Consider the following 17,365-nt stretch of genomic DNA (forward strand, 5'->3'; position numbering starts at 1 on the left):
AACGCGCCCGCCCTGCGTCGTTCACATGGAATCCGCATACGGGCCATGGTGAATGCCGGACGACGCCTTAATGTCTCGCGGGTGCTCAAGCTCTCTGTTGTCGTGCCGTTCTACAACGTGCAGACATACGCACCGGATGCCCTGAAAAGCCTCGAACTCAACGCCCGGGACGATTTCGAGTTCCTGCTCGTCGACGACTGCTCGACGGACGGGACTCCCGAACTCCTCGAGCGTGCGGCACGCGAGCTGCCGGGGGCGGTGCTCCTCAGACACGAACGGAACGGCGGCCTGGCCACGGCCCGGAACACCGGCCTGGACGCGGCCCGCGGCGAGTACGTGACGTTCCTGGACGGCGACGACTGGCTGGCGCCCGGCCATCTGGCCCGCACGCTGGCCGTCATAGAGGCGCTGAGCTGCGATTTCGTCCGCAACGACCATGTCCAGGTGACCGGCCGCACCCGCTCGGTGCAGCGCGTCCCGTACGGTCCGCAGCTGGTCGTCGGCGATCCGCGGGGCGGGATCCTGCCCGCCTCCCGGGCCACCTCGGTCGACTACCCGTACGCCTGGGCCGGCATGTACCACCGGCGGCTGCTGGACCGCGGGCTGCTGCACTTCACCGACGGGCTGCGGACGGCGGAGGACCGGCCGTGGATCTGGAGGCTGCACCGGGGTGCGGAGTCCTTCGCGGCGGTCGGGCTGCCGGGGATCTTCTACCGGCGCGGGGTCGCGACCTCGCTCACGCAGATCAAGGACGAGCGCCAGCTCGATTTCATCAGGGCTTTCGACCAGGTTCTGGCCGATACGGCAGAAGACCGGGAAAGTGATCTCCTGCTCGCAAAAGCCGTCCGAACATATTGTGCAATTATCGCGCACCATATCGGGACCATCGAAAGGTACGAACCGGCCGTGGCCAAGAAACTCCGTTCGATGAGCACGGCCGCGCTCGGACGCATGCCCCAGGACGTACTCGACCGGGCCCTGAACTCGATGGACGCCGACCGCGCCGGAGTGCTGCGCCGCCTGCGCGGCCGGCCCGCACGAGCGGGAGCCGCGCTCTGATGGCCACTCACGCCACCCCTCCCTGCACCCAGATCTTCCTCGCGTCCACGCTCTACGGGATGGCCACGCTCGCCGCCGGCATCGACGCGGGCAGCTTCCCGCCGGCCGGCCGCCGCATCCTGCTCACCAGCAACCACGCCCTCACCGCCGAGGTCTCCCCCGGCCTCGCCGACATGCCGGGCTTCGCCGCGCTGCGCACCCGCTTCGACGAGGTGCTCGACTGGAACGCCGCCATCGCCCCGCAGCACCCCAGCGCCTGGGCCCCGCGCCCCGAGGACGTCCCCCTGTGGGAACGCCAGCTCCGGGCGATCTGGGGACTGGACGAGGACCGCGTCGAGATCATCGTGGAGTCGATCCAGGTCCCGCCCGCCCGGACCCTGTGCACGCTGTTCCCCGGCGCCGCCGTCGACGTCTACGCCGACGGGCTGATGAGCTACGGACCCACCCGCTTCCGCCTCGACCCGCAGCTCGGCATGCGCGTGCGCCGCGTCCTGCACCTGGATCTGGTGCCGGGTCTGGAACCGCTGCTGCTCACCGAGTTCGACGTACCGGCGGAGCTGGTCCCGACGCCGGAGTTCCTCAAGGTGCTCGGGGAACTCCCCTCGTACGCACCGGAGTTGGACGGGGTCGGCGAGGCGCCGGCCCTGCTGCTCGGCCAGTACCTCTCCGCCCTCGAACTCCTCTCCCCGCAGGAGGAGGAGGACCTCCACGTGGAGATGGTCCGGGGCGCGCACGCCCTCGGCCACCTCGAGCTCGTCTTCAAGCCCCACCCCAGCGCCCCCGCCGAGTACTCCCGCCGCGCCGAGGCCGAGGCCGAACGGCTCGGCGCCCGCCTCACCGTCATGACCACCCCGGTCCTGGCCGAGACCCTCTACCAGCGGCTGCGCCCCGCCCTGGTCGTCGGCTGCTTCTCCACCGGCCTGCTGACCGCCGCCACCCTGTACGGGCTGCCCGTCGCGCGCACCGGGACCGAGGCCATACTGGCCCGCCTCGCCCCGTACCAGAACAGCAACCGGATCCCGCTGACGGTGGTCGACGCGCTGCTCCCCGCCCTCGCGGACGCCGAGGCCGTCGCCGGCTGGACCGCGCCCGGCCCCGACGAGGTCCGCGACGGGCTGGCCGGGCTGCTCACCGCGGTCGGGTTCACCATGCAGCCGCAGATCCTGGCCGCGCGCCGCACGGACGCCGAACGCCATCTGGCCGCGCACCTCGACGAGCGCACCTGGCGCTACTTCAAACGCCGCCGGCTGACCACCCTCGGACTGCCCGGCGGCATCCCGGCCCAGCTGTCCTTCCTGCCCCACAGCCCGGCCGTCCGCCGCGTGGTCCGCCGGCTGAGGCGGCTGCGCGCGGCCCGCACGCGGTGACGGCGACCGCCACCGCGCAGACCACCGTGCCGGCTCCTCGCACCGAGGGGGCGTCCAGGCGGTGGTCAACCTGACGATGCTCCAGCAGCCGCTGGGGGCCGAGCGGGTCCTCGGGGTGTGTGCCGTGCACCACTGGGTGGAACGCCCGCTGGGCCCGCGGCTGCGCCGGGCCCTCGGCTGAACGGCCCGGTCAGCCGAGGGCTCAGCTGACGGCGAGCTTGGCGGCGAAGCCGAGGAACAGCACGCCCGCCGCCGAGGTGGCCCCGGCCGAGAGCCGCTTGCGGCGGCGGAAGGCGGCCGACAGCCGGGTGCCGCCGAAGATCAGCAGAGTCAGGTACAGGAAGCTGCCGAACTGCAGCAGCGTCCCCAGCAGGAGGAACGAGAGCGCCGGGTAGGCGTACGAGGGATCCACGAACTGCACGAAGAAGGAGACGAGGAACAGGATCGCCTTGGGGTTGAACAGGCTGATCAGCAGCGCCCGCCGGTACGGCCGCTCCCCCTCGGCCGGAACTGCGTCCGAGGCCTGGTCCTGCTCGGCCCGCTCGTCCCGCTCGGTCCGTGAGCGCCACAGCGCCCACGCACCGCGCATCATCCCGACGGCCAGCCAGGTCAGGTACCCGGCGCCGAGCAGCTTGACGACGCCGAAGGCCACCGGACTGGCCTGGAGCAGCGCCCCCGCCCCGGCGGCGGCGAGCACCATCAGCACGGCGTCCCCGGTGAACACCCCGGCGGCGGCCTTGTACCCGGTGCGCACGCCGCGCCGCGCCGCGACGGAGAGCACGTACAGCGAGTTCGGCCCCGGCAGCAAAATGATCAATATGAGCCCGACGAGGTAGGTCGGCAGATCGATGACACCCAGCATGAGCAGGAGTGTCCCATGGCGATACACCTGTCGTGACTGACGCTTTCCATTAAATACGTCACCATGTGGAATCAGTCGGTTCGTACGTCCCCCACACCTCCCGCAGGGCGTTGCAGACCTCCCCCACCGTGGCGCGGGCGCGCAGGGCCTCCTTCATCGGATAGAGGACGTTCGCCGTGCCGGCCGCCGCCTCGCGGAGCGCTGCCAGCGCCGCCGACACCGCCTCTGCGTCGCGGCTCGCGCGCAGGGCCGCCAGCGCCTCCCGCTGGCGGTTCTCGATCGCCGGGTCGACGCGGAGCGGCTCGTACCGCTCCTCCTGCTCCAGCGCGAACCGGTTGACCCCGACCACCACGCGCTCGCCCTCGTCCGTCTCCCGCGCGATGCGGTACGCGTTCCGCTCGATCTCCCCCTTCTGGAAGCCGGCCTCGATCGCGGCCACCGCCCCGCCGAGGTCCTCGACGCGTCGCATCAGCGCGAGCGCCGCCGCCTCGACCTCGTCCGTCATCCGCTCGACCGCGTACGAGCCGGCGAAGGGGTCGACGGTGTGCGGCACGTCCGTCTCGTACGCCAGCACCTGCTGCGTCCGCAGCGCCAGCCGCGCCGATTTCTCCGTCGGCAGGGCGATCGCCTCGTCGAAGGAGTTGGTGTGCAGCGACTGCGTGCCGCCCAGCACCGCCCCGAGCGCCTGCACGGCCACCCGTACGAGATTCAGCTCCGGCTGCTGCGCCGTCAGCTGGACCCCGGCCGTCTGGGTGTGGAAGCGCAGCATCAGCGACTTCGGGTTGCGGGCCCCGAACTCCTCGCGCATGACCCGGGCCCAGATCCGCCGTGCGGCCCGGAACTTCGCGACCTCCTCGAGCAGCGTGGTGCGGGCGACGAAGAAGAAGGAGAGGCGCGGGGCGAACTCGTCGACCTCCATCCCGGCGGCCAACGCCGTCCGGACGTACGCGATCCCGTCCGCGAGCGTGAAGCCGATCTCCTGCGCGGGCGAGGCTCCGGCCTCGGCCATGTGGTAGCCGGAGATGGAGATGGTGTTCCAGCGGGGGATCTCGGCCTTGCAGTACCGGAAGGTGTCGGCCGTCAGCCGCAGCGAGGGCTCGGGCGGGAAGATGTACGTGCCCCGCGCGATGTACTCCTTGAGCACGTCGTTCTGGACCGTCCCGGTCAGCTGCCCGCCGTCGATCCCGTGCTCCTCGGCGACCAGCTGGTACATCAGCAGCAGCAGCGCCGCGGGGGCGTTGATCGTCATGGACGTGGAGACCCGGTCGAGCGGGATCCCGTCGAACAGCACCCGCATGTCCTCGACGGAGTCGATCGCGACGCCGACCTTGCCGACCTCCCCGTGCGCGAGCGGCGCGTCGGAGTCGTGCCCCATCTGTGTCGGCAGGTCGAAGGCGACGGACAGCCCGGTGCCGCCGCCGGCGATGAGCTGCCGGTACCGGGCGTTCGATTCGGCCGCCGTCCCGAACCCGGCGTACTGCCGCATCGTCCACGGCTTGCCGGTGTACATCGTCGGGTAAACCCCTCGCGTGTACGGATACGCCCCAGGTTCGCCCAGTTTGCCCTCGGGATCCCACCCCGTCAGATCGCGCGACCCGTAAACGGGTTCGATCGGAAATCCGCTCTCAGTACTCGCCATGCGACGAAGCCCTCCTTGAGGTGCCTTCCTGGTTCACATCAGGAGGTTCCTCCCTACCGTGCGGCGGTGGGCTTGGCGCGCTGGACGCGCCTGACGACTGCCCTCCCGGCAGCCGGTGCGGCAGGTTTCGCATCGTGCGCGCCGTGTGAGCTTGGTCATCCACCTTCAGGGCGAGCGCGGGAGGAGCGCGAGGCGCGCACGGTGCCCGAACTGGCGCTTCTCGTATGCAAGTTCCGCACTCATGCGATCACTCCATGGCAAACAAGACCATGTCAGCAGATGTACGCCATATCCCTCCTGGCCGGCGGAAGGCTGTCCGGGAGGGGCTGTAGAGCAAATGGCCGCGGGGCTGATACAACCTCCCCGCGACGGCTGCGGCCGTCCCCTGACGGCCGCTGGTCACAATGGCGCAACATCCCTGGATCGTCTGCAACTCTCCGCGCCCGCCAGGCATCACCTAGATACACGACGTAGAAATCGGGGGACTGCAATGCACCGCCAGAGATTCATAGTCCGCACGCTCGGGGTGGCCACCGCCGTCGCGCTCGCCGCGACCGCCTGCGGGCCGCAGAAGACGGAGCCGGCCGGCTCCGCCTCTTCGGTTCCGTCCGCGTCCGCGGCGGGTTCCACCCCCGAGAGCTCCCCGTCGACGGACAACAAGCCCGCCGACGCCTCGCCCTCGCCGTCCGCCTCGCAGTCGGCCTCGCCGTCCGCGTCGCCCTCGCCGACCGTCAAGGCCATCATGGCGAACGGCGACGAGAGCGAGCAGGTGCGCGAGCTCCAGGCCCGCCTGAAGCAGCTCAAGTACATGACGGTCGCGCCCACCGGCTTCTACGGTTCGAAGACGACCGCCGCGGTCAAGGCCTTCCAGGCGAAGAACGGCCTGACGGCGTCCGGTGCGGTCGACGAGGCCACCTGGAAGAAGATCCAGAGCCTCAGCAAGAAGCCCACCGCCGACGAGCTGCGCCCGCCGACCGTCAACGAGGTCGACGCGCCGGACCCGCGCTGTATGACGGGCCGCGTCATGTGCATCAGCAAGGAGAGCCGCACGCTCGCCTGGATGATCGACGGCAAGATCGTCTCCACCATGGACGTCCGCTTCGGCTCCGAGAACACCCCGACCCGTGAGGGCGAGTTCAAGGTGGAGTGGAAGGCCAAGGACTGGACGTCGACCATCTACCACACGCCGATGCCGTACTCGATGTTCTTCAGCCAGGGCCAGGCCGTGCACTACTCCGCCGACTTCGCGGCCCGCGGCTACGCCGGCGCCTCGCACGGCTGCGTGAACGTCCGGGACAAGGGCAAGCTCGCGGCGCTGTTCGACCAGGTGCACGTCGGCGACAAGGTCGTCGTCTACTGGTGATCCCGGGTTGCCGGAAGATCCTGACGATCCGCGTGATCCGATCCGCGTGATCCGAGTGATCCGATCCGCGTGATCCGCGTGATCCGGATGGGCCCCGGGGATCCCGGGGATCCGGTCGGAGAAGTAAAGGGCGCGGGCAGGGCCGGGGGAACGAACCCCGCCCGCGCCGGGTGCGCAGAGCCCAGGGGTACGGGGGGAACCCCGGCTCATGCGCGGCCGATGACCAGTCGGCTCGTTATGTACTGCGCCGCAGGTTCGAAAAGTGTTACAGCCCGTTCACGCCGCCGCTCGGGACCCGCTCGAGGAGTGCTCGCGGACCACCCGAAGGAACGCCTGCCAGCCGGCAGCCGCTGTGGCTGCAGCCGTCAGCGCGGCTTGCCGGCCGCCGCGGACGACGGGACCGGGCTCGCCGGGACGAACGTCGGGGCCTTGAGTACGGGGCTCCCGTCGTCGGCCGTGCGCGGAACGGCCGGCGCACCGCTCCGGACGGGCCCGTCGAGCAGCGCCTCGCAGAATTGCGGGATGCGCGCGAGGCCTTGCGCCAGCTTCGAGAGCCGCTCGCGTCGGTCGGAGGTCATGTGCCCCGACCGGTAGGCCTCGCACAGGTCCACCGCCTTGAGGCGGTTCTGCTTGTCGGCGTCCTTCAGCGAGGTGGTCCCGCCGGCGAAGGTGTCCTTGCCGTCCTTCGTGTCCTTGCCGCCCGCGTCGCCGCTGCCGGCGCCGCCGCCGGACGAGGTGCCGGGTCCGGTTCCCGTTCCGGTACCGAATCCCTGGACCGCGCCCGCGTCCGCACCCGGCGTCTGCGCCGTGCCGAGGCCGGGCTCCGAGCCGTCGGTGCCGCGGAGCGGGGTGGGCCGCAGCTGCGGTGCGAGGGTCGGGCCCGCGGTGTCGCCGGCCGTCGTCGGATTCTCGTCGGCGCTCAGGGAGACCGCCGGTGCAGGACCCGCCGTGTCGTGCGTGACCCGGTCCAGCAGGCCGGCCCCTGCGGCGACCGCCAGGCTGCCGACGGCGACGCCCGCCAGTGCGGCGACCAGGGCGAACCGCGCCGGGCGGCCGCGCCGGGATGCGGCAACGGTGAGGGGGGCGGCGGCCGTGCCGAGTTCCACGAGGGGCGTGGCGTCGACGCCGACCGGTCCGGACGTCCCGGGCAGTGCGGATATCGCGGACAATCCGGGCGCCGAAGCCACCCCGGATGTTCCTGATGCCGACATCGCCCCGGATGCCCCGCCCGCCACGGCCCCGCCGCGCGCCGCACGGAAGGCGGCCACTGCCGCGGCCTCGCCGGGCAGTTCCACCCCGGCGGGCGGCTGCGGCGCGGCCAGCATGTCGAGGGCGGCCCGCAGCCGGGCCTCCGCTTCCTGGGCGCGCCGGTCGGCGCCAGGTGCGGCCGGGCCGCCGCGCAGCACTCGTTCCGCCGCGGCCTTGTCCAGCCACCTGTTGCGCTCGTCGGCCATCACATGTCCTTCTGCGTCCGCCAACGTGAATGCGTCACACCGGTTTGCTCTACGAGGCCACCGCCCCGGCCACGCTGAGCGGGCACGGCGTCGAGATCCCTCCCGCCCCTGCCGTCCCGCGCCTGGCCATCGGCATTATGGCCGACCGGCCCCGCCTCATCCGAGCCCGGATCCAGGTCCGGCCCGAAGCCGCCCTCCTGGCCGAGCAGCTCGGCCAGTTTCTTCAGGCCCCGATGGGCTGCGGTGCGTACCGCTCCGGGCCGCTTGCCCAGGGTCTCGGCCGCGCTCTTGGCGTCCAGGCCGACGACGACGCGGAGCACCACGGCCTCGGCCTGGTCCTGCGGAAGCTGTGCGATCAGCGCCATGGTCCGGCCGGTCGACAGGGCCTCCATCGCCTCGCCGGCGGTGTCGCTGTCGGCGGCGAGGACCGTCAGCTCGGTCTCGTCGCCGCCGATGGCGGGGCGGCGCCCGCGCATGCGGATGTGGTCGAGGGCCCGGTTGCGGCCGATCCGGGCGGCCCAGCCGCGGAAGCGGTCGGCGTCGCCGGTGAAGGAGTCGAGGTCGCGGGCGATCTGCAGCCAGGCCTCGGAGGTCACGTCCTCCGCGTCGGCGTCCCCGACGAGTGTGCGTACGTATCCGAGCAGGCGTGGGTGCACGGCGCGGTACACAGTACGGAACCCGCTCTCGTCGCCGCCCTGTGCCGCGAGCACCGCGGCGGTCAGCTCCGCGTCGTCCCCCAGCAAAGTCCCCAACCCGTTCACTGTCTTGTACGTGTGGCGCAAATCAGCACGTTACGGCCTTCAAGTACCTTCGTCCACGTGGTGTACGGGGAGCAACCAATCGTGCGCGAAGCGGGGTGTGACACAAAACGCACTCGCGGCGCTGACAGGGGTACGGGCTTGTCGCACGAGCCCGTACGGACGGCGACCGGGGCCTCTCCTGTGGGGGGTGGCGGCCTCGGTCGTCTTCCTCCTCCCCCGCCGCCCCTCCCTGCACCGCCGCTGCTCCCTGTTTTCCGGTTTCCGGCGCGCCGCCCCGTCATCACGTCATCCTTTCGGCTCACTTCCGGGTGAAAACCCCGGATGGGTACGACACACCCGGCCCGGCGTCGCTAGCGTGGCGGCACACCCGAGCCACGCCCCGAGGAGCCCCCCGCTGTCCAGCCACCTTCCGGCACAGGCCCGCGGCAGCTCCGATCCTTCGCACGGCTCCGGGCTGGCGCGGTTCAACGCCCTGTCCCCCGAGGCCGCCGAGGCCGTCCTGCTGCACTGCTGCGGGAGCCGGCGCTGGGCCCAGCGGGTGGCGAGGCACCGCCCCTATCCGGATCCGGGGGCGCTGCTGGCCGCCGCCGACGAGGCCTCGTACGACCTCTCCCAGGCGGACCTGGGCGAGGCACTGGCCTCGGAGGTCCCGGTGGAGCTGGACCACGGGGCCCCGTACGCCGCGCTCCTGGCGCTCGACGCGGCCCATGCGGAGTACGAGCGCAAGTTCGGCCACGCCTTCGTGATCTGCCTGGACGGGCACCCGCCGGAGGAGCAGGCGGACCAGCTCCTGACCGCGGTCCGGCGGCGGATGGAGCTCGAGGCGGACGAGGAGCGGTCGATCTCGGCGGACGAGCTGCGCCGCCTCGCCCAGGTCCGGCTCGCCGACCTGACACATTGGCTGACCTCGCCGGACGGGGTTTCCGCCGCGGATTCAGGGCTATTCGCCCCTGTGGGATAGTCCGTCCGTGCCTGTTTGATCACACCGATGGACCCGGCGCAAGGGAACCGACAAAGCGTCGCTACGATGTCCGGGGCCGGAGGACCGTACCCGGCCGGGCCCGACCGACAAAGAAGCCGGCTGGCCCCCGCCCCGCTTCCGGAGGGTTTTCCGTGCCGGCTGGAACGTTGTACCGCGGCCGGGAAGGAATGTGGTCCTGGGTGGCTCATCGAGTCACCGGCGTCCTCATCTTCTTCTTCCTGTTCGTACACGTCCTCGACACCGCTCTCGTCCGCGTCTCCCCCGAGGCGTACGACGATGTCGTGGCTACCTACAAGACTCCGATCGTCGCGCTGATGGAGTACGGCCTCGTGGCCGCCATCCTCTTCCACGCGCTCAACGGTCTCCGTGTGATCGCCGTGGACTTCTGGTCCAAGGGCCCCCGTCTCCAGAAGCAGATGCTCTGGGGCGTGATGATCGTCTGGATCATCCTGATGGCCGGGGCCCTGTACCCCGTCCTCGGTCACGCAGCTGCTGAACTGTTCGGGAAGTGACACGCGCCATGTCTTCGAACAACACGGTTTCTGACGCTTCCTCCGCCCAGGCCATCGGCGACGTGGAGGGCGTGAGCCTCTACGACGTCGACAACCCGGCGCCGTACATCGAGGCCCCGCGCAAGCGCACGGGCAAGACCCCGCGCTCGACCCGCGGCAACTTCGAGATGGCCGCGTGGCTCTTCATGCGCCTCTCGGGCATCGTCCTCGTCGTCCTGGTCATCGGCCACCTCGTCATCCAGCTGGTGCTGGACGGCGGCGTCTCCAAGGTCGGCTTCGCCTTCGTGGCGGGCCGCTGGGCGTCCCCGTTCTGGCAGGTCTGGGACCTGCTGATGCTGTGGCTGGCCATGCTGCACGGCGCCAACGGCCTGCGTACCGTCATCAACGACTACGCGGAGCGCGCCAACACGCGGCTGTGGCTGAAGGGCCTGCTCTACACCGCCACGGTGTTCACCATCCTTCTGGGCACGCTGGTGATCTTCACCTTCGACCCGAACATCCGCTAGGCAACGGGGCTGAGGCGAATCCAATGAAGATCCACAAGTACGACACCGTCATCGTCGGCGCAGGTGGCGCCGGCATGCGCGCCGCCATCGAGTCGACGAAGCGCAGCCGCACCGCGGTACTGACGAAGCTCTACCCCACCCGCTCCCACACGGGCGCCGCGCAGGGCGGCATGGCCGCCGCGCTGGCGAACGTGGAAGAGGACAACTGGGAGTGGCACACCTTCGACACGGTCAAGGGCGGTGACTACCTGGTCGACCAGGACGCCGCCGAGATCCTGGCGAAGGAGGCCATCGACGCGGTCCTCGACCTGGAGAAGATGGGCCTGCCGTTCAACCGCACCCCGGACGGCACCATCGACCAGCGCCGCTTCGGCGGCCACTCGCGCAACCACGGCGAGGCGCCGGTCCGCCGGTCCTGCTACGCCGCGGACCGCACCGGCCACATGATCCTCCAGACGCTGTACCAGAACTGCGTCAAGGAGGGCGTGGAGTTCTTCAACGAGTTCTACGTCCTGGACCAGCTCCTGGTCGAGGAGGACGGCGTCAAGAAGTCGGCCGGTGTGGTCGCGTACGAGCTCGCCACCGGCGAGATCCACGTGTTCCAGGCGAAGGCCGTCATCTACGCCTCCGGCGGCACCGGCAAGTTCTTCAAGGTGACCTCCAACGCGCACACCCTCACGGGTGACGGCCAGGCGGCCTGCTACCGCCGCGGCCTGCCGCTCGAGGACATGGAGTTCTTCCAGTTCCACCCGACGGGCATCTGGCGCATGGGCATCCTGCTGACGGAGGGCGCCCGCGGTGAGGGCGGCATCCTCCGCAACAAGGACGGCGAGCGCTTCATGGAGAAGTACGCGCCGGTCATGAAGGACCTCGCGTCCCGTGACGTCGTCTCGCGCTCCATCTACACGGAGATCCGTGAGGGCCGCGGCTGCGGTCCGGCCGGCGACCACGTGTACCTGGACCTGACGCACCTGCCGCCGGAGCAGCTCGACGCGAAGCTCCCGGACATCACCGAGTTCGCGCGTACGTACCTGGGCATCGAGCCGTACACGGACCCGATCCCGATCCAGCCCACCGCGCACTACGCCATGGGCGGCATCCCGACGAACGTCGAGGGTGAGGTCCTGGCGGACAACACCACCGTCGTCCCGGGCCTGTACGCGGCCGGCGAGGTCGCCTGCGTCTCCGTGCACGGCGCCAACCGCCTCGGCACCAACTCGCTCCTGGACATCAACGTGTTCGGCAAGCGCTCGGGCATCGCCGCGGCGAAGTACTCGCAGGAGAACGACTACGTCGAGCTCCCCGAGAACCCGGCGCAGCAGGTCATCGACCTGGTCGAGCGCCTGCGCAACTCCACGGGCAAGGAGCGGGTCGCCGACCTGCGCCTGGAGCTCCAGGAGACGATGGACGCCTGCGTGATGGTGTTCCGTACGGAGCAGACCATCAAGACCGCGGTCGAGAAGATCGCGGAGCTGCGCGAGCGCTACAAGAACGTGTCCGTCCAGGACAAGGGCAAGCGCTTCAACACGGACCTGCTGGAGGCCATCGAGCTGGGCAACCTGCTCGACCTTGCCGAGGTCATGGCCGTGTCCGCGCTGGCGCGCAAGGAATCCCGCGGCGGTCACTACCGCGAGGACTACCCGAACCGCGACGACGTCAACTTCATGCGCCACACCATGGCGTACCGCGAGGTCGGAGCCGATGGCTCGGACTCGGTCCGGCTCGACTACAAGCCGGTCGTCACGACCCGCTACCAGCCGATGGAGCGTAAGTACTGATGGCAACCCCGACCCTGTCCAAGACGGACAAGATGGAAGAGGCGGCTGCTGCCTCCCCGTACATCACGGTCACGTTCCGGATCCGCCGCTTCAACCCCGAGATCTCGGACGAGGCGCAGTGGCAGGACTTCCAGATCGAGATCGACCCGAAGGAGCGCGTGCTCGACGGTCTCCACAAGATCAAGTGGGACCTCGACGGCACGCTGACCTTCCGCCGGTCGTGCGCGCACGGCATCTGCGGCTCCGACGCGATGCGGATCAACGGCAAGAACAGGCTCGCCTGCAAGACGCTGATCAAGGACATCAACCCGGAGAAGCCGATCACCGTCGAGGCCATCAAGGGCCTCACGGTGATGAAGGACCTCGTCGTCGACATGGAGCCCTTCTTCCAGGCGTACCGGGACGTCATGCCGTTCCTGGTCACCAAGGGCAACGAGCCGACGCGTGAGCGTCTGCAGTCCGCCGAGGACCGCGAGCGGTTCGACGACACCACCAAGTGCATCCTGTGCGCCGCGTGCACGTCCTCGTGCCCGGTGTTCTGGAACGACGGGCAGTACTTCGGCCCGGCGGCGATCGTCAACGCGCACCGCTTCATCTTCGACTCGCGTGACGAGGCCGGCGAGCAGCGCCTGGAGATCCTGAACGACAAGGACGGCGTGTGGCGCTGCCGCACGACGTTCAACTGCACCGATGCCTGCCCGCGCGGCATCGAGGTCACGAAGGCCATCCAGGAAGTCAAGCGCGCCCTGATCACGCGCCGCTTCTGACCGCCTCGCAGTCGGCTGTACGAGGGCCCCGCTCCCGGATTTCGATCCGGGAGCGGGGCCCTCGCCACGTTCACCCCCAGGAGCGAAGACCATCCGGATGAACCTTTCATCACACGTGCCGACTGGGCTGAAGGCAGTACGGTCACCGGCGTCGCTTGTACCCGAGTGTCGTCCGCAGGCCGGCTCGCAGACAGCGGGCTCGACATCTACCAGGACGGCAACATCATCCGCGGCCGGAAGGTCTGCATCCCGGACCTGTTCGTGGGCCTGGAGGACCTGGACGAGATCCCCGACGAGGAAGGTCTCGGTGTGGACGCCACCCGCGTCCCCCTGGTCGCCGAGATCGTTTCCCCCGGGAAGGAGGCACACCGGTGGGACCACATCCGCAAGCGCCGGTGGTACGCCCAGGCCGGCATCCCCGTCTACGTCGTCATCGACGACTTCGACGACGAGGGCACGGGGACCGTGTTCAGCGCCCCGGACCCGGAGAAGGGCACGTACGCCACCAAGACCACTGTCGGATACGGCACTTCCGTCGTCATCCCCGACGGTCCCGCCAAGGGCCTCACGATCGGCGAGGAGCTGACCCGGGCCTGAGGATCGGGGTACGAGGTCGGGCAGGCCTGTGGAAAGATCGAGCGCATGAGCGAGCAGCAGCCGAATCCGTACGCCAGTGACAACGGGGCTCCCGGGAATGCCGGTTACGGCTACCCGCAGCCCTACCCGGCGGCCCCCGGGAGCGCCGGCTACGGCTACCCGCAGGCCACTCCGCCCGCACCGGGCTACCAGCCGACCGTCGGCGGCGCGGGCATCCCCGCCCAGGCGCAGCCGCCGATGCAGCCCCCGGCCTACCCCGTCGCCCCGCAGGGCGGCGGCGGTTCCGGCCTGTCCCTCGGCGACATCACCATCGCCGGGGACCAGATCATCACCCCCTCGGGCGCGATGCCGCTCAAGGGCGCGATGTGGAACGCCTCGGACTTCTCCCGCACCGAGACGAAGATCCCGACGCACGCGGTCGTGCTCGCGATCGTCTTCTTCCTGTTCTGCCTGCTGGGCCTGCTCTTCCTCCTCATGAAGGAGAAGACCACCACCGGCTACATCCAGGTCACCGTCACGAGCGGCGGCCGCCACCACTCCACGATGATCCCGGCGGTCGACGCGGGAACGTTCCCCTGGGTGATGAACCAGATCAACTACGCCCGTTCCCTCAGTATCTGACGGGTGACGGCCGGGTCGGCGGGAAGCGGCCCGCGGGGCCGCCGTCCTGCCCGGCCGGATCGTTGCCGACGCCGGCCACGCCGAGCCGCCGCAGGCGTGCGCCGAGTTCTGCGGGGCGCCGATCGGGTAGAAGCACACCTGGTCGGTGCGCATCCGCAGGAAGCTGCCCGAGTCGGTGATGCCCTCGTAGCGGTCGGGGGGCGGGCCGAGGCAGGGTTGCGGGTCGCCCGGGGGCGAGTGACCCGTCACTGCTGGCAGCGGCCGAACGTCACGACGTAGGTGCCGGCCTGGCTGGCGCCGGCCCCGGCGCGGTCCGCCGCGCCCGGCTGGGCCCAGGCGCCGATCTCCCGCATCGCCGGGTCGAGGACGCGATCACGGTGGCCGTAGGTGCTCACGTTCACCCACCAGTTGACCGCGGCGTTCGGGGTACCGGCCGAGCCGCCCCAGCCCGTGTACGTGATCTCGGCAACGTTGAACGATCTGGGGTTCGGGCAGTAGCCCGCATCCTTGATCCGGGTCGTCGGCGTCGAGCCGGTCTGCGGGTTGGTGTGCGAATCCTTGTACGGGCCCCACCACTTCAGCTGCACCGCAGCGGCCGAGTGCTGCTGCGCAGCATTCGTCAGGGCCTGGTTCACGGTGAGGGCCGGCAGCCCCCGCTGCGTGCGCTGGGCGTTGATGAGGCAGATCACCGCGTTCCGCGCGGCGCTGTCGTTGCTGCTGGTCGGGGCCCGGGCCGCGGCTGCGGCATCACACGTGACGGCCGCCGCCGGCGCCGCCGAGACGGGTACGAGCGCGGCCGACAGGACTCCGGCCACGGCGAGACTCCGTGCTGTTCTGATGAGCGAAGCGTGCCTGCTCAAGGAGGTCCACCTCCTGCGAACACGAAACACCGGTCCAAGCGTGCGGGCGGCACATGGCACGGCCCGCCGCTCCTGCCCCTCCTCCAGCCTGCCACCCGCCCCGCCGACCCGCCATCCGGGCCCCGGGGGCCACGGCCCGCAGGCGTACGGCCCGGCACGTCGACACCGGCCCCGCCCGGCGGGACCATTCCCCCGTGACGAGGCACTCGCACTCCAAGACCACGTATCCGGACCACAGTTCTCATCACCTCGGGCGGCGGACGTTCCTCACGGCCACGGGCACCGCCGCAGCCACCTTCGCCACCGGCATCCCCGCCCACGCCACCGACCACGCGCGCGACGCCGCCTCCGCCGTCGAGTACGTCGACGTCCAGCTCCTCAGCATCACCGACCTGCACGGCTACCTGCAGGCCGCCCCCGGCAGCAACGCCACCATCAGCGGGAACGGGGGCCGTACCTACACCGTCGGCGGTGTCGCCTACATGGGCGCCCACCTCGCCCGCCTCCGCGACGGCCGGCTGAACTCGTTCTTCTTCACCCCCGGAGACTCCTTTTCCGGCTGGGAGTTCGACGCCGCCGCCTTCGCCGACGAGCCGACCATCGAGGCCCTGAGCCGCATGGGCCTCGACTTCGCGACCGCCGGGAACCACGAGTTCGACAAGTCCCCGGCTTTCCTCCAGCGGCACATGGAGCAGGGCGTCCCCTTCCCCGTGGTGGGCCGCGACGCCACCTTCACCGACTCCTCCGGCGCCCGCTTCCACGGCTCCGGCTTCCGCTACTACAGCGCCAACGTCGTCTGGGACGCCGACCGGCGCACCGTCCTGCCCGCGTGCGGCATCGAGAAGGTCCGTACCGCCGCCGGCGGGGAGCTGCAGATCGGCTTCATCCACCTCACCGCACTCGGCACCGAGCTGTTCCCCGGCTCCTACCAACCCGGTCTCGCCACCCTCGACGAGGTCGCCACCGCCGACCGGTACGCGGCGCTGCTCAAGGCCCGGGGCGTCAACGCGATCGTGCTGATCATGCATGACGGGGCGGTCGCGGGCGGCGACTTCAACAGCGGTACCGACCCGTCCGGCCCGGCACTCGACCTGGCGCTGCGCGTCTCCCCCGACATCGACGCCATCGTCACCGGCCACTGGCACACCCGGTTCAACATGATGGTCCCGGACCCGAACGGCGTCCCGCGCCCCTTCGTCGAGGCCGGCTGCCACGGCCAGCTCATCAACGAGATCAACCTCCGCCTCGACCCGGCCACCGGCAGGGTGATCCGTGAACTGACCGTGTCGACGAACCACCCCAACACCCGTGACGTCACCCCCGATCCGGACCTCAAGGAGGTCGTCGACTACTGGGCCGGCCAGGCCGCGGCGCGCGGCGCCACCCGCATCGGCAAGCAGACCGGATCATTCGTACGTGCGCGAAACACCGCGGGCGAGAGCACCATGGGCGACCTGGTCGCCGACTGGGCGCTGTGGGCGGGGCGCAGGCCGGCCGACCCGGAGAACGACGCCAACGTCCACCCCGCCGTCCCGGCCCAGCTCGCCCTCGTGGCGGCGGCACCGCGGGTCGGCCAGGCCGTCATCGCGGGCGACCTGGTCCGCGACACGGCCTCGGGTGGCGCCGTCACGTTCGGCCGCGCCTGGAAGGCCGTCGGCTTCGGCGACCCGATCGTCACCGCGACGGTGACCGGGCAGCAGATCCACGACGCCCTCGAGCAGCAGTGGACGACCGCAGCGAGCGGGGAGCTGCTGTTCGCACCGCTGGCCGTCTCCGCGAACGTCCGCTACACCTTCGACACCCTGGGCCGGGTCGGCGACCGAGTCGACCCGGCGGACGTGTTCATCGACGGTGCCGCGCTCGACCTCACCGGCAGCTACCGGCTCGCGTCACCCTCGTACACCTTCCTGGCGAACGACGGCTACGGCGCACTCACCGGCTTCCAGGCGCCGTACCGCCACCAGCGCGACTTCGAGAGCTTCGTCGCGTACGTCCGCGAGACGCAGACCCTGACCCCCGCGCCTCTGAACCGCGTCACGGCCGCCAACACCACCCGCCGCGGCGCCGACGTCGGCACCGTCCTGGAACCCGCCCCCTTCCTCCTCGCCGACGGCACCCCCATGCCCCGCCCCGAGGCCGCGATCGTCTCGGCGGACCGCCCCCACACCGACCGCAACGGCTTCCGGCCGCCTTGCTGACGACCTACGGCGGGGCGGTCCTGCCGGTAGCGTCGGCGG

Annotated in this window: 16 protein-coding genes; 11 read left to right on the forward strand and 5 right to left on the reverse strand. The window is 70.6% G+C overall.

Annotation, left to right across the window (positions count from 1 at the left end):
- Positions 1-81: 81 nt before the first annotated feature.
- Both AB5J51_RS16600 and AB5J51_RS16605 read left to right on the forward strand, forming a co-directional pair.
- Complete coding sequence (locus AB5J51_RS16600; RefSeq protein WP_369777979.1) at positions 82-1,059, forward strand: glycosyltransferase family 2 protein; 978 nt, start codon at positions 82-84, stop codon at positions 1,057-1,059.
- Positions 1,059-2,426: a polysialyltransferase family glycosyltransferase gene (locus AB5J51_RS16605; protein ID WP_369777980.1), complete on the forward strand. Its 1,368-nt coding sequence runs from the start codon at positions 1,059-1,061 to the stop codon at positions 2,424-2,426. The genes AB5J51_RS16600 and AB5J51_RS16605 overlap by 1 nt, the downstream gene beginning before the upstream one ends.
- Before the next feature lie 202 nt (positions 2,427-2,628).
- Here AB5J51_RS16605 and leuE read toward each other — a convergent pair whose 3' ends face one another.
- Positions 2,629-3,288: a leucine efflux protein LeuE gene (gene leuE / locus AB5J51_RS16610; protein ID WP_369777981.1), complete on the reverse strand. Its 660-nt coding sequence runs from the start codon at positions 3,286-3,288 to the stop codon at positions 2,629-2,631.
- Between the two features lie 58 nt (positions 3,289-3,346).
- Positions 3,347-4,927 carry a methylmalonyl-CoA mutase gene (locus AB5J51_RS16615; protein ID WP_369777982.1) on the reverse strand — a complete coding sequence of 527 codons (1,581 nt, stop codon included), beginning with the start codon at positions 4,925-4,927 and terminating at the stop codon, positions 3,347-3,349.
- A gap of 490 nt (positions 4,928-5,417) precedes the next feature.
- On the opposite strand from AB5J51_RS16615, the gene AB5J51_RS16620 reads away from it, so the two are divergent.
- Positions 5,418-6,290, forward strand: coding sequence for a L,D-transpeptidase family protein (locus AB5J51_RS16620; protein WP_133897108.1), 873 nt, complete (start codon positions 5,418-5,420; stop codon positions 6,288-6,290).
- A 365-nt stretch (positions 6,291-6,655) separates the two neighbouring features.
- On the opposite strand, the gene AB5J51_RS16625 is transcribed toward AB5J51_RS16620, so the two are convergent.
- Positions 6,656-7,744 carry a hypothetical protein gene (locus AB5J51_RS16625; protein WP_369777983.1) on the reverse strand — a complete coding sequence of 363 codons (1,089 nt, stop codon included), beginning with the start codon at positions 7,742-7,744 and terminating at the stop codon, positions 6,656-6,658.
- On the reverse strand, positions 7,744-8,487 hold the full coding sequence (locus tag AB5J51_RS16630) for an RNA polymerase sigma factor (protein WP_133899738.1): 744 nt from the start codon (positions 8,485-8,487) through the stop codon (positions 7,744-7,746). The genes AB5J51_RS16625 and AB5J51_RS16630 overlap by 1 nt, the downstream gene beginning before the upstream one ends.
- A 373-nt stretch (positions 8,488-8,860) precedes the next feature.
- Here AB5J51_RS16630 and AB5J51_RS16635 point away from each other — a divergent pair, with 373 nt between their 5' ends.
- The 7 genes from AB5J51_RS16635 (at position 8,861) to AB5J51_RS16665 (ending at position 14,268) form a co-directional block, all read left to right on the forward strand.
- The gene (locus tag AB5J51_RS16635; protein ID WP_369777984.1) at positions 8,861-9,466 is read left to right on the forward strand and encodes a 2-oxo-4-hydroxy-4-carboxy-5-ureidoimidazoline decarboxylase; all 606 of its coding nucleotides are present in this window, start codon (positions 8,861-8,863) and stop codon (positions 9,464-9,466) included.
- 152 nt (positions 9,467-9,618) lie between these two features.
- Positions 9,619-9,999 (forward strand): succinate dehydrogenase, cytochrome b556 subunit, encoded by a 381-nt coding sequence (gene sdhC / locus AB5J51_RS16640; RefSeq protein ID WP_078987295.1) that lies wholly within the window; start codon positions 9,619-9,621, stop codon positions 9,997-9,999.
- Between the two features lie 8 nt (positions 10,000-10,007).
- Positions 10,008-10,505, forward strand: coding sequence for a succinate dehydrogenase hydrophobic membrane anchor subunit (locus tag AB5J51_RS16645; RefSeq protein ID WP_053786358.1), 498 nt, complete (start codon positions 10,008-10,010; stop codon positions 10,503-10,505).
- A gap of 23 nt (positions 10,506-10,528) precedes the next feature.
- Positions 10,529-12,283, forward strand: coding sequence for a succinate dehydrogenase flavoprotein subunit (sdhA, locus tag AB5J51_RS16650; protein ID WP_053786359.1), 1,755 nt, complete (start codon positions 10,529-10,531; stop codon positions 12,281-12,283).
- The gene (locus tag AB5J51_RS16655; RefSeq protein WP_048474856.1) at positions 12,283-13,050 is read left to right on the forward strand and encodes a succinate dehydrogenase iron-sulfur subunit; all 768 of its coding nucleotides are present in this window, start codon (positions 12,283-12,285) and stop codon (positions 13,048-13,050) included. The genes sdhA and AB5J51_RS16655 overlap by 1 nt, the downstream gene beginning before the upstream one ends.
- Positions 13,051-13,215: 165 nt before the next feature.
- Positions 13,216-13,647, forward strand: coding sequence for a Uma2 family endonuclease (locus tag AB5J51_RS16660; RefSeq protein WP_369777985.1), 432 nt, complete (start codon positions 13,216-13,218; stop codon positions 13,645-13,647).
- Between the two features lie 45 nt (positions 13,648-13,692).
- Entirely contained in the window at positions 13,693-14,268 is a 576-nt protein-coding gene (locus AB5J51_RS16665; RefSeq protein WP_369777986.1) for a hypothetical protein, read from the forward strand.
- 245 nt (positions 14,269-14,513) lie between these two features.
- Here the strand turns inward: AB5J51_RS16665 and AB5J51_RS16670 are convergent, their stop codons facing one another.
- Entirely contained in the window at positions 14,514-15,128 is a 615-nt protein-coding gene (locus AB5J51_RS16670) for a CAP domain-containing protein (RefSeq protein WP_078987296.1), read from the reverse strand.
- A 194-nt stretch (positions 15,129-15,322) separates the two neighbouring features.
- Here AB5J51_RS16670 and AB5J51_RS16675 point away from each other — a divergent pair, with 194 nt between their 5' ends.
- A complete protein-coding gene (locus AB5J51_RS16675; RefSeq protein WP_369777988.1) occupies positions 15,323-17,326 on the forward strand; it encodes a bifunctional UDP-sugar hydrolase/5'-nucleotidase in 2,004 nt (667 codons plus the stop codon).
- Positions 17,327-17,365 lie beyond the last annotated feature (39 nt).

Origin of the sequence: Streptomyces sp. R33 (assembly GCF_041200175.1) — a bacterium.
In the GTDB taxonomy this organism is placed as follows: domain Bacteria; phylum Actinomycetota; class Actinomycetes; order Streptomycetales; family Streptomycetaceae; genus Streptomyces; species Streptomyces katrae_B.

Bases quoted from the DNA above. Each gene is read 5' to 3' on its own strand.
- AB5J51_RS16605 (WP_369777980.1), top strand. From the start codon at position 1,059: ATGGCCACTCACGCCACCCCTCCCTGCACCCAGATCTTCCTCGCGTCC.
- leuE (WP_369777981.1), bottom strand. From the start codon at position 3,288: ATGCTGGGTGTCATCGATCTGCCGACCTACCTCGTCGGGCTCATATTG.
- AB5J51_RS16615 (WP_369777982.1), bottom strand. From the start codon at position 4,927: ATGGCGAGTACTGAGAGCGGATTTCCGATCGAACCCGTTTACGGGTCG.
- AB5J51_RS16620 (WP_133897108.1), top strand. From the start codon at position 5,418: ATGCACCGCCAGAGATTCATAGTCCGCACGCTCGGGGTGGCCACCGCC.
- AB5J51_RS16625 (WP_369777983.1), bottom strand. From the start codon at position 7,744: ATGGCCGACGAGCGCAACAGGTGGCTGGACAAGGCCGCGGCGGAACGA.
- AB5J51_RS16645 (WP_053786358.1), top strand. From the start codon at position 10,008: ATGTCTTCGAACAACACGGTTTCTGACGCTTCCTCCGCCCAGGCCATC.
- sdhA (WP_053786359.1), top strand. From the start codon at position 10,529: ATGAAGATCCACAAGTACGACACCGTCATCGTCGGCGCAGGTGGCGCC.
- AB5J51_RS16655 (WP_048474856.1), top strand. From the start codon at position 12,283: ATGGCAACCCCGACCCTGTCCAAGACGGACAAGATGGAAGAGGCGGCT.
- AB5J51_RS16665 (WP_369777986.1), top strand. From the start codon at position 13,693: ATGAGCGAGCAGCAGCCGAATCCGTACGCCAGTGACAACGGGGCTCCC.